The following is a 13,522-nucleotide window of genomic DNA, read 5'->3' as shown; positions in this document are numbered from 1 at the left end:
CGTAAGGATTTATGAAAAAGCTCATCACTGCGGATCAAGCCGCAACCCTGATCAACGACGGCGATACCGTTACCGTCAGTTCTTCCAGCGGCCTCGGTTGCCCAGATTCCGTACTGGCAGCTCTGGGGCAGCGTTATCGTGACAATGCTCATCCTGCAGGCCTGACGATGATTCACCCCATCGCCGCGGGTGACATGTACGGCATTAAGGGTATCGAGCACCTGGCACAGCCCGGGCTGATCAGCAAAGTGATGGCTGGCTCCTACCCGAGTGGGCCGTCGTCGCTGCCAATGCCAGAGATCTGGCGGATGATCACCGACAACGAGATCGCCGCTTACAACGTGCCGAGTGGCATCCTGTTCGACCTTCACAAAGATGCCGCTGCCAAGCGTCCTGGCGTGCTGACCAAGGTAGGCCTGGATACCTTCGCCGACCCAGCTCGTGAAGGCTGCGCGATGAACGCCCTGGGAGCTGAGAACCCCATCGTCCAGAAGGTGAACTTCGCTGGCGAAGAGTGGCTGTTCTTCCCAACCATCGTTCCGAAGGTCGCCATCATTCGCGCAACCACTGCGGATGAGCGAGGCAACCTCTCCTACGAGCATGAAGGAGGCCTTCTGGGTGCTCTGGATCAGGCACTGGCCGTACGAAACAACGGCGGTATCGTGATCGCCCAAGTTAAGCGAGTTGTCCGCGCTGGCTCGTTGAAGCCTCACGACGTACACGTTCCTTGCAACCTGGTCGACCACATCGTTGTGGCGCCGGATCAGATGCAGACCACGCAGGTCATTTACGACCCGGCAATCAGCGGTGAGATCCAGCAGCCGGACTCCTCGTTCGACTTCGCTGCCTGGGGCGCCGAAAAAGTGATCGCTCGCCGTGCAGCCATGCAGGTGGAGAAGGGCATGGCCGTGAACCTCGGCTTTGGCATCTCCGCGAACGTACCGCGGATTCTGCTGGAAGAAGGCCACAACGGTGCTGCTACCTGGGTCATCGAGCAGGGCGCTGTTGGCGGGATGCCTCTGTTGGGCTTCGCTTTCGGTTGCGCTGCCAACGCAGACGCCATCATGCCGTCCTCGGCTCAGTTCACCTACTTCCAGGGCGGCGGCTTCGACATGACGCTGCTGTCGTTCCTGCAGATCGACCGTCACGGCAACGTGAACGTCTCGAAGCTGCCAGGCAAACCGTACCTCACCGCAGGTTGCGGTGGCTTCGTCGACATCACCACACACGCTAAACGGATCGTGTTCTCCGGCTTCTTCACTGCGGGCGCCAAGCTCGAAGTGGGCAATGGCGAACTGCAAATTGTTCAGCCAGGCAAATCGCGCAAGCTGGTCGAGGCGGTGGATCACGTCACCTTCAGTGGTCGTATGGCCTTCGAACGTGGGCAGGACGTGACCTACGTGACTGAACGCTGCGTGATGAAGCTGACCGCTCAGGGCCTGATGGTTACTGAGGTCGCTCCGGGCATCGACCTGGAAAAAGATGTACTCGCACAAGCCGAGTTCCCGCTGCTGGTCGCCGACCACGTCGGCGTCATGAACCCAGCCCTGTTCACAGACGCCCTGATGGGTCTGCAACTGAAGGAGCGCCAAGCATGAGTGCTGAAGGCATCGTCTCCCTTGAGATCCAGGATCACGTAGCCATCGTCACGCTTGAGCGTCCAGCCAAGCTGAATGCACTGACTCCTGAAATGATCACTGAGCTGGGCAACGTTGTCAGCGATCTGGATAAGCGTACCGACCTGCGTGCAGTCGTTCTGACTGCCAGCGGTGACCGGGCGTTCTGTGTCGGCGCCGACATACGGGTTTGGTCGGGACTGCAGCCTCTCGACATGTGGCGTCAGTGGGTGCGTGACGGGCACCGCGTGTTCGACGCATGGGCCAATCTCCGCCTTCCCGTGATCGCTGCGATCAATGGCCATGCCTTTGGTGGTGGCCTTGAGCTCCTGGCAGCAGCGGACATTCGTGTCTCGGAGCCGGCAGCTACTTTCGCTCTTCCAGAGGCCGGCATCGCCACCTGCCCAGGCTGGTCGGGTACTCAGCGTCTGGTCAAGTTGATCGGCCCAAGCCAGGTCAAGCTCATGGCTCTGACTGGTCGCCGGATCGACGCACTCGAGGCGCAACGTGTAGGCCTGGTTCAGGACATCAGCGAGGTAGGCGGTGCACTGGCGCATGCCTTGGACATCGCAAAGCAGATCAGTAAGCAGGCGCCGATCTCGGTGCAGCTCACGAAACAACTCATCGACGCCGGCACCGGTATCAATGTAGCCGCCGTACTCGAAGGCATGGCCGGTGCTCTGGCCGCCACCACTCTCGATGCCAAAGAAGGCTTGGCAAGCTTCTCTGAGCGTCGTCCAGCGAATTACAACGGAGTCTGATATGAAGTTTTTGACCGTAGACAACGCAGCAGAAATCATCGGTAAGCCGTACCACGGCAAGATGCTCATTGACGGTGTTCTGTGCGAAGCAGCGAGTGGTACCAAACGTGAGCGCCGCAGCCCGGCTCACGATGTTCTGGTCGGTGTTTATCCAGAAGCTGCACAAGGTGATGCAGAGCGCGCAGTAGAAGCCGCTCGCGCTGCTTTCGACGCCGGCACCTGGTCGAATCTGTCTGGCCGTGAGCGTGCTGACTTCCTGCTGAAAGTCGCAGATGGTATTGCTGCCCGCGTTGAAGAGATGTCGCTGATCGAGTGCCTGGAAACCGGTAAACCACTGACTCAAGCACGTGGTGAAGTGAGCGGCTGTATCGACCTGTGGCGCTACGCTGCTTCGCTCGCTCGCACCCTGCATGGTGAAAGCTACAACACCCTGGGCGATGCTCACCTGGGCGTGGTTCTGCGTCAGCCTGTAGGTGTCGTATCCATGATCACCCCATGGAACTTCCCGATCTGGATCCTGAGCCAGAAGCTTCCGTTCGCTCTGGCTGCCGGCTGCACCGCGGTCATCAAGCCAAGCGAGCTGACCACCGGTACCACCGTAATTCTCGGTGAGATCCTGGTTGATGCAGGTCTGCCAAAAGGCGTCGTCAACATCGTGACCGGCCCAGGTTCTGTTGTTGGCCGTCCGCTGGTCGCCCACCCGAAAGTCGACATGGTGTCCTTCACTGGCTCCACCAAAGTTGGTCGCATGATCGCTTCCGAAGCGGGCGCAGCACTGAAGAAAGTCTCTCTGGAACTGGGCGGCAAAAACCCGCAGATCATCTTCCCTGACTGCGATTGGGAAGCTGCGGTCGATGCCGTTGTCTTCGGCGTGTACTTCAACGCCGGCGAATGCTGCAACAGCGGCAGCCGTATCCTGGTTCACAAGGACATCGCTGCTCGCTTCACCGAAGCAGTTATCGAGCGCGCACGTCAGGTACCGGTGGGTGATCCTCTCCACCCGGAAGTCAAAGTTGGCTCGATCATCAGCGAGACCCAGCTGGGCGATATCCAGGCAGCAATCGACAGCGCCTTCAATGCTGGGGCGACCATCGCACTGGGCGGCGGTCGTCATGAGACCGACCGTGGCCTGTATCTGCAGCCGACCATCGTCACCGACGTTACTCCAGAGATGGCCATCGCTCGCGATGAAGTCTTCGGCCCAGTGCTGGCAGTGCTGACCTTCGAGACCGTTGATGAAGCCATCGATCTGGCCAACGACACCTGCTACGGCCTGTCGGCTGCTGTGTGGAGCAAGGACATCGACACTTGCCTGAAGGCTGCTCGTCGTATCGACGCCGGCACCGTCTGGGTGAACACCTTCCTGGATGGTTTCCCAGAACTGCCGTTCGGTGGCTTCCGTGATTCCGGCCTGGGTCGTGAGCTCGGCCTGCACGCAGTCGAAGATTACACCGAGCAGAAGACCATCCAGCTTCATATCGGTGAGCGTCAAAACTGGTGGCTGCCGAAGTAACGGCTAGCAGCATTTGATTAAAAATTGGAACGTTCCAATAGCTGGGTAATGCAGCCATGACGAATAACTACAAAAGCAAAGAACGGCCCATTGCGCTGGTAACTGGAGGACGTCGCGGCATTGGTGCCGCGATTGTCCTACGCCTGGCTCAAGACGGGTTTGATGTAGCGTTCACCTGCCGTAACGAAGACGAAGTGGCCCGTGAGCTGTGCGCTGAAGTTGAAGCGCTCGGTGGACGTGGCTTGGCAGTAGCAAGCGAATTGCAGAGCCTCGAAGCGCACACCGATCTTCTGGAGCAGATCCAGGAATGGGGCGGCAGCATCGACTGCCTGGTCAACAACGCGGGTATCGGCTCGCCGTCCCGCGGCGATCTGCTGGTCATGAAGCCGGAGGCTTTCGACCTGGTGCTCGAGACCAACCTGCGTGGGACTTTCTTCCTCACCCAGGCGGTCGCCAAGCAGATGATCGACAACTCATCTCCCCATCCTCGCAGCATCGTGAATGTTTCGAGCATAAGCGTGGAGCTGGCATCCCCTGAGCGCGGTGAATACTGCATGTCGAAAGCGGCACTGGGCATGTCCACCAAGCTTTTCGCTCTGCGTCTGGCAAGCGAAAGCATCGGCGTGTTCGAAGTGCGCCCGGGCGTGATTCGTACTGACATGACTGCAGGTGTCGCACAGAAGTACGAGCAACGCTTCAAGGATGGTCTGGTACCGATGGGCCGCTGGGGTGAAACCAATGACATCGCCTCCATCGTCAGTTCCCTGGCATCGGGGCAGTTTGGGTTCGCCACGGGTTCTGTCATTCACGCGGATGGCGGTCTCGCCATCCCTCGTCTGTGAGCACGGTCATGAAATTCGACTACATCATTGTCGGTGGCGGCTCCGCAGGATGCGTGTTGGCTAACCGGCTCAGTGAAAACCCGGGCAACAAGGTTCTTTTGTTGGAGGCGGGCGGCGCAGACAGCCACCCGTTCTTCGCCATGCCAGCCGGCTTTGCCAAGATGACGAAAGGCCGTGGTTCGTGGGGCTGGTCGACCGTTCCCCAGAAGCATCTGAAAAACCGCGTGCTGAACTTCACCCAGGCCAAGGTCATTGGCGGAGGCTCCTCCGTCAACGCTCAGATCTACACCCGTGGTGCTGCTGCGGACTATGACGAGTGGGCCAATGAGTGCGGTGCTGAGGGCTGGGCATACGAGGACGTTCTCCCTTACTTCAAGAAGGCTGAGAACAACCAACGGTTTGCCAACCAATACCACGGCTACCAAGGCCCGCTTGGCGTTTCGAATCCGATCAGCCCGCTGCCAATCTGCGAAGCGTTCTTCCAGGCAGGACAAGAGATGGGCATCCCGTTCAACCCTGATTTCAACGGGGCTGAACAAGATGGTTTGGGGTATTACCAACTGACCCAACTGAACGCCAAGCGCTCGTCAACTTCCGTGGCGTATCTGCGCCCTGCGATGAATCGCTCGAACCTTACGGTCATGCTGGGAGCGTTCACTCGCCGTATCGTGCTCAACGGAAAGCGTGCAGTTGGCGTTGAGGTTGTACAGCAAGGCTCCGATGATCCAGCGCTGTACGAGGCTACCCGCGAGGTCATTCTGAGCAGCGGCGCTATCGGCTCGCCCAAGGTACTGATGCAGTCTGGTATCGGCCCGGAAGATCACCTTCGTGAAGTTGGTGTGAAGATCGAGCATACGCTGGAAGGCGTTGGTAGCAACCTGCAGGATCACCTGGATCTGTTCGCCATCGCCGAATGCACCGGGAACCACACCTACGACCCATACGGCAAATTGCACATGGCCGCCTGGGCGGGGCTGCAATACCTGCTGCTGAAGAAGGGCCCAGTGGCCTCCAGCCTGTTTGAAACCGGTGGGTTCTGGTACGCCGATCCTTCCGCACGCTCCCCGGATATCCAGTTCCACCTGGGTCTGGGTTCGGGCATCGAGGCGGGTGTGGCGCACATGACCAACCCAGGGGTGACCTTGAACTCGGCGTTCCTACGGCCTCGCTCCCGAGGAACCGTGCGCTTGGCCAGTGCGAACCCGGCTGATGCTCCGCTCATCGACCCGAACTACTTCGCAGATCCGTATGACCGGGAGATGTCCCTGCGTGGCCTGCGTTTGGCACGTCAGATCCTGGCGCAGCCAGCACTGCAGCGGTATGTGCTCTCCGAGAAGCTGCCTGGCCCTGAAAAGATCTCCGACGAGGAGCTCTTCGAATACGCCTGCGCTAACGCGAAGACCGACCATCACCCAGCGGGCACCTGCCGTATGGGTCAGGGTGACGATGCCGTGGTATCCACCGACCTGAAAGTCCACGGACTTGAGGGACTGCGTGTCGTGGATGCCTCGATCATGCCACGAGTGAACAGCAGCAACACCAATGCGCCGACCATCATGATCGCCGAGAAAGCGGCTGATCTCATTCTTGGCAAAGCCCCCCAGACTGAGGAGAAGTCCCGTGAATATTCTGTTGCCCACGCTTGATGGCCGCATTGAGCGCTACGACCTTCAAAATGCAGACGCGCCGTTCGCCAAGTTCGAAAAGCGTCCCCTGAGCCGCATCGCTTACGCTGCCGCTCACGTCGTGATCGATCCTGCTCGTCCTGCCAATCCATGGGACGAGACCGTTGCCATCGACTGGGACAAGACCTTGGGCTTCCGTGAGTATCTGTGGAGCCTGGGCTTCAAAATCGCTGAAGCCATGGACACTGCCCAGCGTGGTATGGGCCTGGGTTGGAAAGAGTCCGCAGAACTGATCCGTCGAAGCGTTACTCATGCTCGCCAGATCGAAGGTGCAGACCTGAGCTGTGGCGTGGGGACTGACCAATTGGTCGTTACCCCGTCTACCACCCTGGACGACGTACTGGCCGCGTACCGCGAGCAGTTCGAAGTGGTCGACAGCGTTGGCGGCAGCGCGATCCTGATGGCTAGCCGTGCCCTGTGCGCTGTGGCCAAGGGCGGCGAGGACTACGAGAAGGTCTACTCGACTCTGCTCGGCGAGGCACGTCAGAAAGTCGTTCTGCACTGGCTGGGCGAAGCTTTCGACTCCAACCTGCACGGGTACTGGGGCAGCACTGATGTGCCGACCGCGATGAACACCGTGCTTTCGATCATCGAGTCGAACGTGGACAAGGTCGACGGTATCAAGATCTCGCTGCTGGAAGCTGAGTGGGAAATCGAGCTTCGCCGTCGTCTGCCGGAGGGCGTCAAGCTCTACACCGGTGATGATTTTAACTTCGGTGAACTGATCGCAGGTGATGCCACTCACCACTCGCACGCCCTCCTGGGGATCTTCGATCCAATCGCACCGGTTGCAGCTCATGCACTGGCTGCACTGACCGATGGTGATCTGGCGCGCTATCACGCGCTGATGAATCCCACCGTGGCGCTGTCTCGTGAAATCTTCAAGGCTCCGACTCGCTACTACAAAGCAGGCGTTGTGCTGTTGGCGTGGCTGAACGGCCACCAAGATCACTTCACCATGCTTGGCGGGATGCAGTCGGCTCGTTCGCTTTCCCACTACAGCGAAGTCTTCCGTCTGGCCGACCAAGCCGGCGTGTTGATTCAGCCTGAGTTGGCGGTAGAGCGTATGAAAGGTCTCGCTTCGGTATACGGCGGCATCACCGGCTAATCGCTGCTGCGCAACGGTACAGGGTTCGTGAACGCGAACCCTGTTCTGCGTGAAGAACAAGAAGGGATACCCCATGAATACTGCCACTGAAACTGTGTCTGAAAATGCTTCCCAAGCAGTGGATAAGAAGGATCTGCACCGGGTGATTGTCGCGAGCATCGCCGGGAGCGCCATGGAGTGGTACGACTTCTCGATTTACGGCACCGCTTCGGCGCTGATTTTTTCAGAGCTGTTTTTCCCCGGACTGGACAAGGTCACGGCGCTGCTGGCTATCTTCGCCACCTATGCGGTGGGGTTTGTTGCGAGGCCATTCGGCGGTCTGTTCTTCGGTCGCGTGGGTGACCGTAAAGGCCGCAAGTTCGTACTGGTTTCTACCGTATTGCTGATGGGGGTTTCGACGCTGCTGATCGGGCTCCTGCCTACCTATGGGCAGATCGGTGCGTGGGCAACAGGCTTATTGGTGGTATTGCGTTTAATGCAAGGTTTTGGCTCAGGGGCTGAGCAAGCTGGCGCCTCTCTGATCGTGGCCGAGTTCGCGCCGAAAGAGACCCGCGGCTTCTACGCGTCCTTGCCTTTTGCCGGCATCATCATTGGCATCCTGCTGGCTGCGGGCATGTTCTCGCTCGTGCAGCAAATGCCTCATGACGACTTCATGGCCTGGGGCTGGCGCATTCCGTTCCTCTTCAGCATCGTGGTGATTGCAGTCGGCATCATCATTCGGCTGCGGGTGAAGGAAAGCCCGGTCTTCGAAGAAATGAAACGGAAGAAACTCGCCAGCAAGCAGCCGGTGAAGGATCTCCTGCGCTACTCACGCAAAAACTTGGTGGTGGCCTGCTGCCTGCGAATTGGCGAAAACGGAACCTCGTACCTCTATCAGGTTTTTGCCTTGAGCTACTTGGCCAAGGTGCTTTTGGTCGACAAGTCGATCGGCACGTTGGGCCTGATCGTGGCTGCAGGTATCTCGGTTTTTACCATCCCACTCATAGGCTACCTGTCCGACCGACTGGGTCGCCGCGTCATGTATCGGGTGACGTCGCTGATCGCAGCTCTCTGGGCATTCCCTGCCTTCTGGCTTTTCAACACCATGGACTCAACCTTGATCGTGCTGGGCATGGTTGTGGCTATCAGCCTGGGCGCTTTTGGCATGTACTCGGTGCAGGCTGCCTACTTCCCTGAACTGTTTGATGCCCGCTATCGGTACACCGGGATCGCGGTGAGCAAAGAATTTGCAGCGCTCGTGTCTGGCGGTATCGCCCCATTTATTGCTGCAGCACTACTGAGTTGGTCAGGGAATCATTATTGGCCAGTTGCGGCTTACGTTGTTCTTTTGGCGGGGATCTCATTCGTGGCGACATTCTTTGCGTCTGAGACGCGTGGATCCGAAATAAGTATTTGACCTTTGATAGTTCTAATAAAAACGAGGCGTATATGAACGTTCAACTCGACATGCCCGTGCGGGCGACTGCTACGTCTGCGGCGAAATTAGCTTTCATCTTGGTAACCAGCCTGTTTTTCATGTGGGGTTTTTCTCATGGATTACTAGATGTGCTGAATAAGCACTTCCAAGACACTTTGAATGTAAGCAAGGCGCAGTCGGGCTTTCTGCAGGCAGCATATTTCGGGGCGTACTTCGTCGTTGCTCTGCCTATTGGTGCCTTTATGGATCGCTGTGGCTACAAAGCCGGAATCTTGGTAGGTCTCGCGCTCTTCGCGTTGGGGGCGCTGCTCTTCATTCCAGCCACTAGCGCCGGCACCTTTGTGGCCTTCTTGGGAGCACTCTTCATCCTGGCATGCGGGCTGGGTTGCCTGGAGACCGCCGCCAACCTCTATGCTTCCGTACTCGGCAAGCCAGAAACCGCTGAGCGGCGCCTCAACTTTGCGCAATCGTTCAATGGACTCGGTGTGTTTATCGGCCCATTGATCGGTGGCTCGCTCTTCTTTGCGCCACCTGTAGCGCTGATCGGCCTGACCCTTGACCCGGTGATGCTGACCTACGCCACGCTGGGGCTGGTTGTGATTGTCATGATGGCCGTGTTCGCGGCGGTTCCTCTGCCGGAGATTCAGACGGTCGGTACGTCGAATTCCCGCTCGAGTGTTGCGCGCTCCCTGTGGTCTCACTCGAATTTCACTGGGGCGCTGGTAGCCCAGTTCTTCTACATGGCTGCCCAAGTGGGTGTAGGTGCTTTCTTCATTAACTACGCCATCGAGCACTGGAGTGGCCTGACCACTCAAAAGGCTTCCTACTTGTTGTCGGTTGCCATGCTGAGTTTCATGGTGGGTCGATTCATCAGCACGCTGTTGATGAGCTTGGTTCCTGCCACGGTCATGCTCGTGGCATATGCGCTCATCAACGCCGGTCTTTGTGCGGTGGCTGTCGCGGGTATCGAAGAGCTTTCGGTCTACGCCCTGATCGCGGTGTTCTTTTTCATGTCCATCCTGTACCCCAGCATTTTCGCGATGGGCGTGAAGAACCTGGGGGCGCACACCAAAAAGGCCGGCTCCTACTTGGTGATGACGCTCGTGGGCGGCGCTATCGCACCGTACTGCATGGGCACTATTGCTGATGCTTACGGCACTGCTACTGCATTTCTTATTCCCCTAGCGTGTTTCTTGGTCGTAGCTGGATACGGCATCAAACAACATCGCAAGGCATGAGCGCAGGTGATTGATTGACTTTGGGGTTCTCCGCTTGATCAGTCACCGGCTAAAGGTGGTCATTTGCACCGTCATTGCTTAAGTCTTTCACACGCTTTTGGCTTGAGTAGTGCGGTGCCTTTTTTGCCACTCTAAAACCCTGATTTATTTCTACCGCTTTAGGAATGCTACTTGCCTGCAGCTCTTAACCTTCTTCATAAAACTCTGCCTTTTCCAATAAATAAAACAAGACTTAAGGTGTCCTGCATGAAGTTCAAAATTCTCGGCGTTGTTCTGGGTGCGTTTACTGCTGCTGGTTTGCTGCCGGTGGAAGCCTATGCGACAAACTTTAGTGGCTATTTCAGGACGGGGGTAGGAAACTCCTCCCAAGGTGGCAAGCAGTCATGCTTCCAACTTCCAGGGGCGGGCTCGAAATACCGTCTCGGAAACGAATGTGAGCAGTACCTGGAGCTTGATCTTCGCCAAGATCTGCTAAAGCTCGATGATGGGTCTGTTGTGAGCGTCGAGGGGATGGCGCAGTTCTACAACGAGTACGGACACGAACTGAAATTTGACGGGGACTACGGTTTCACCCGGATGTCGCAGCTGTATGCAGAGTGGAGCAAGATGCCGGCGCTCAACGGGGGCTCGTTCTGGGCCGGGCGTCGCTACTACAACCGTAACGATATCCATATCAGCGACTACTACTACTGGAACCAGAGTGCCACGGGCTTTGGCTTCGATCAGGTCGAGTGGAATGGGCTCAAGTACAGCTACGTCTTTTCTCGCAAGGACAATGTCTTTCAGCAGGACATGGTCACCCGCCATGACTTCACCGTGGGTGGGATCAACACCAACCCTGGCGGCGAAGTACAGTTCGGTTTGAGCTATCTGGATAAGCCGAGCCGCGACGGAGCTCATGCGGGCTGGTCTGCGGTGGTGCAGCACCGGCAAGAAGCTTTCCTGGGTGGGGTGAACAAGTTTGCCGTGCAGTACGGCAAGGGCCCTGGTACTGCACTGGGTTACACCGGTGACTCGACCCTGGACAACAGCAACCAGAGCTGGCGTCTGGTTGAGTTCTTCGATTGGCAGGTTACCCGTGCCTTCAGCGGCCAGTTCCAGGTGGTCTACCAGAAGGACACCCGACCAGATGGTCAGGATCAAAATTGGCTATCTGTGGGTGTGCGCCCAATTTATGCTTTTACCGACCAGTTCAAGTTTGTCACCGAGATCGGTCGCGATCAGGTGGAAGCTCCAGGCGGGACGCGGAAACTCACCAAGTACACGGTTGCTCCCACCTGGTCGCCAAAAGGGGCGGGCTTTTGGGATCGTCCGGAAATTCGTCTGTACTACACCTACGCGACCTGGAACAAAGCAGCCCAAAATGCTGCAGACCTGACATCGCCAGGATCAGCTCTGTCTAACACGGGGGCCTTCGGCAGTGATTTGCACGGCTCGAACGTCGGTGTCCAGATCGAATACTGGTGGAAGTAGATATGGAAGGTGCAGGGGCATGGAAAATTGAAAGGGCCAGATTAAGGGTACTAAGCTCCATGTCTGGCTAGAGATCCGCCATCGTTATCGTCATGTCCTAAGTGAACGGTCTCAATAGGTTCACCTTCAGTTTTTGACCGAGCGGCCCTAAGGGTGCTTGTGGAGTCTTGATCCACTATCAAGACTCCACAGAAGATATTTTCCAAGTGAAAATGGGATTACAAGGACGTAGGTTACCTAGCTTGCCACTGAACGAGCGGTTGGATCATGGCTGCTCCTTGAGCTATCTCGCCTGCGCCCGTGAAGGAGCTCTAGAGTAAGACCCCCCCCGTGGGCGCCTGTGTTGGGTTGCTCAACGGTAAGCGTCTGCCGAACACATCTTGCACCAGCCCGTTTTGGTGCGGGGTCAGCATATGAGCGAAGGTTAGTGCGCTGTGAACCAGCTGGGGTGTAGCACAGGAAAATGTTCCTTCAGCCAATCCACAAACGCGTCGACCTGAGGCGCAAGATGCGTTCTGCTTGGATAAAGCACGGATACCAGGCGAGGCTTTGGACGAAATGCCCTGAGCACTTCAACCAATTCTCCGCTTGCGAGGAATGTCTCAACGGCAATTCCAGGAGCTTGAACAATGCCGAAACCTGCAACACCGCATTGAACGTAGGCATTCGACTCATTCACAGTGATTCCACCATGAGGCGTGTGTGGACGATCTTCGCCGTCTACCGAGAAGTGCCAAGGCAGCGGTCTGTTATTTTGACCGGAAAGGAAGCTTACACATTGGTGGTCTGCTAGATCTTGTAGGGTTATGGGTGCCTCGCAGGCTTGTAGATAACTTGGAGACGCACAGGTCACCATGGTGGCGGTGCCAATTTCTCTGGCCACCATGCTTGAATCCGGGAGGTCACCAATTCGCACTACACAGTCGATGCCCTCGGCGACGAGATCTACCGTACGGTCGGTCACGCCTAGCGCAAGCTCGATTTCGGGAAATGCCTCTGTAAATCTCCTAAGGCTTTCCATGAAGCTGCGCTGGGAAAATGCAGTGGGGATGTCTATTCGAAGCCGACCTCGCAGCGTCGATCCACTACGGTCGAACATGGAAGTGGTTTCTGCGATGGTTGCTAAAATCTCTTTGACGCGTTCGTAAAACCGCTCGCCCTCAGCCGTCAGCTTTACTTTACGGGTAGTGCGCTGGAACAGACGGACACCCAGCGAGGCTTCCAAATCCTGAATGGTGCGTGTGACGTGCGGGCGTCCGGCCTGTATTGCCTCAGCGACTTTGGTGAAGCTCCCCAACTCCGCTAGCTTGGCGAATACTTGCATCGACTGTAGGAGCTCCATAAGTCTCTTCTCGGAAAGCTGTTAACTGGATGATTGTTGCTGATCAGGATAACAATCCTGTTCGTTTCTGCACATTTATCTGTGGCCGGGAAACCTCAACAATGTCCTCAGCTTAAGGGAGGAGCTTTCCTCACCTGCACATTCAAAATTGTTGGAGACAGAAAATGAAAGCGTGGCTTCTGAAGGATTTCGGCTTGGATAATCTGGTACAGGGCGAAACGGAAACCCCCGTGCCCCAAGCTGGTGAACTGCTGGTTAAAGTAGGCGCTGTATCACTAAATTTCCGGGACAAGGCCATCGTTGATGGCATCTATGAACCTCACATGGTGCCCAAGCCACTGATCCCCGTCAGCGATGCGGCGGGTACTGTTGTGGCAGTTGGTGATGGTGTCAGCCGCTTCGCTATCGGAGATCGGGTCAACTCACACCTCTACTCACGTTGGTTGGACGGCATGCCTGGGCCAGATGAGCCTAACTACTGCTTTGGCTCGCCATTGCCTGGTGGTCTGGCGGAATACATGATCATC

General features: G+C 57.1%; 11 protein-coding genes. 10 read left to right on the top strand and 1 reads right to left on the bottom strand.

Features of this window, described 5'->3' with window-relative positions:
• The first annotated feature begins 11 nt into the window (after positions 1–11).
• From ACI2KG_RS14155 to ACI2KG_RS14115, 9 genes are all read left to right on the top strand, one after another.
• Positions 12–1,598 (top strand): acyl CoA:acetate/3-ketoacid CoA transferase, encoded by a 1,587-nt coding sequence (locus ACI2KG_RS14155; protein WP_404662324.1) that lies wholly within the window; start codon positions 12–14, stop codon positions 1,596–1,598.
• Complete coding sequence (locus tag ACI2KG_RS14150; protein ID WP_404662323.1) at positions 1,595–2,377, top strand: enoyl-CoA hydratase/isomerase family protein; 783 nt, start codon at positions 1,595–1,597, stop codon at positions 2,375–2,377. Before ACI2KG_RS14155 ends, ACI2KG_RS14150 begins: the two co-directional genes overlap by 4 nt.
• Position 2,378: 1 nt before the next feature.
• Positions 2,379–3,890, top strand: a complete 1,512-nt coding sequence (locus ACI2KG_RS14145) for an aldehyde dehydrogenase family protein (protein WP_404662322.1) — start codon at positions 2,379–2,381, stop codon at positions 3,888–3,890.
• A 56-nt stretch (positions 3,891–3,946) separates the two neighbouring features.
• The gene (locus tag ACI2KG_RS14140) at positions 3,947–4,732 is read left to right on the top strand and encodes a 3-ketoacyl-ACP reductase (RefSeq protein ID WP_404662321.1); all 786 of its coding nucleotides are present in this window, start codon (positions 3,947–3,949) and stop codon (positions 4,730–4,732) included.
• An 8-nt stretch (positions 4,733–4,740) separates the two neighbouring features.
• Positions 4,741–6,378, top strand: a complete 1,638-nt coding sequence (locus tag ACI2KG_RS14135) for a GMC family oxidoreductase (RefSeq protein ID WP_404662320.1) — start codon at positions 4,741–4,743, stop codon at positions 6,376–6,378.
• Positions 6,353–7,525 carry a dihydrodipicolinate synthase family protein gene (locus ACI2KG_RS14130; RefSeq protein WP_404662319.1) on the top strand — a complete coding sequence of 391 codons (1,173 nt, stop codon included), beginning with the start codon at positions 6,353–6,355 and terminating at the stop codon, positions 7,523–7,525. Before ACI2KG_RS14135 ends, ACI2KG_RS14130 begins: the two co-directional genes overlap by 26 nt.
• A 73-nt stretch (positions 7,526–7,598) precedes the next feature.
• The gene (locus ACI2KG_RS14125) at positions 7,599–8,921 is read left to right on the top strand and encodes an MFS transporter (protein WP_404662318.1); all 1,323 of its coding nucleotides are present in this window, start codon (positions 7,599–7,601) and stop codon (positions 8,919–8,921) included.
• 32 nt (positions 8,922–8,953) lie between these two features.
• Positions 8,954–10,180, top strand: coding sequence for a sugar MFS transporter (locus ACI2KG_RS14120; RefSeq protein WP_404662317.1), 1,227 nt, complete (start codon positions 8,954–8,956; stop codon positions 10,178–10,180).
• 246 nt (positions 10,181–10,426) lie between these two features.
• Complete coding sequence (locus ACI2KG_RS14115) at positions 10,427–11,653, top strand: maltoporin (protein ID WP_404662316.1); 1,227 nt, start codon at positions 10,427–10,429, stop codon at positions 11,651–11,653.
• A gap of 424 nt (positions 11,654–12,077) precedes the next feature.
• Here the strand turns inward: ACI2KG_RS14115 and ACI2KG_RS14110 are convergent, their stop codons facing one another.
• Positions 12,078–12,977 carry a LysR substrate-binding domain-containing protein gene (locus tag ACI2KG_RS14110; protein ID WP_404662315.1) on the bottom strand — a complete coding sequence of 300 codons (900 nt, stop codon included), beginning with the start codon at positions 12,975–12,977 and terminating at the stop codon, positions 12,078–12,080.
• A 182-nt stretch (positions 12,978–13,159) separates the two neighbouring features.
• On the opposite strand from ACI2KG_RS14110, the gene ACI2KG_RS14105 reads away from it, so the two are divergent.
• A partial coding sequence (locus ACI2KG_RS14105; RefSeq protein ID WP_404662314.1) for an alcohol dehydrogenase catalytic domain-containing protein occupies positions 13,160–13,522 on the top strand: 363 nt, incomplete at its 3' end.

Origin of the sequence: Pseudomonas sp. NPDC089407, from assembly GCF_044900445.1 — a bacterium.
Lineage (GTDB): Bacteria > Pseudomonadota > Gammaproteobacteria > Pseudomonadales > Pseudomonadaceae > Aquipseudomonas.
The sequence above is the reverse complement of the archived record's forward strand: the minus strand, read 5'-3'. Positions and strand labels throughout refer to the sequence as shown.

What these genes read in the sequence shown, in the direction of transcription:
- ACI2KG_RS14110 (WP_404662315.1), bottom strand. Translation starts at nt 12,977, where the DNA reads ATGCAAGTATTCGCCAAGCTAGCGGAGTTGGGGAGCTTCACCAAAGTC.
- ACI2KG_RS14155 (WP_404662324.1), top strand. Translation starts at nt 12, where the DNA reads ATGAAAAAGCTCATCACTGCGGATCAAGCCGCAACCCTGATCAACGAC.
- ACI2KG_RS14120 (WP_404662317.1), top strand. Translation starts at nt 8,954, where the DNA reads ATGAACGTTCAACTCGACATGCCCGTGCGGGCGACTGCTACGTCTGCG.
- ACI2KG_RS14135 (WP_404662320.1), top strand. Translation starts at nt 4,741, where the DNA reads ATGAAATTCGACTACATCATTGTCGGTGGCGGCTCCGCAGGATGCGTG.
- ACI2KG_RS14115 (WP_404662316.1), top strand. Translation starts at nt 10,427, where the DNA reads ATGAAGTTCAAAATTCTCGGCGTTGTTCTGGGTGCGTTTACTGCTGCT.
- ACI2KG_RS14140 (WP_404662321.1), top strand. Translation starts at nt 3,947, where the DNA reads ATGACGAATAACTACAAAAGCAAAGAACGGCCCATTGCGCTGGTAACT.
- ACI2KG_RS14145 (WP_404662322.1), top strand. Translation starts at nt 2,379, where the DNA reads ATGAAGTTTTTGACCGTAGACAACGCAGCAGAAATCATCGGTAAGCCG.
- ACI2KG_RS14125 (WP_404662318.1), top strand. Translation starts at nt 7,599, where the DNA reads ATGAATACTGCCACTGAAACTGTGTCTGAAAATGCTTCCCAAGCAGTG.
- ACI2KG_RS14150 (WP_404662323.1), top strand. Translation starts at nt 1,595, where the DNA reads ATGAGTGCTGAAGGCATCGTCTCCCTTGAGATCCAGGATCACGTAGCC.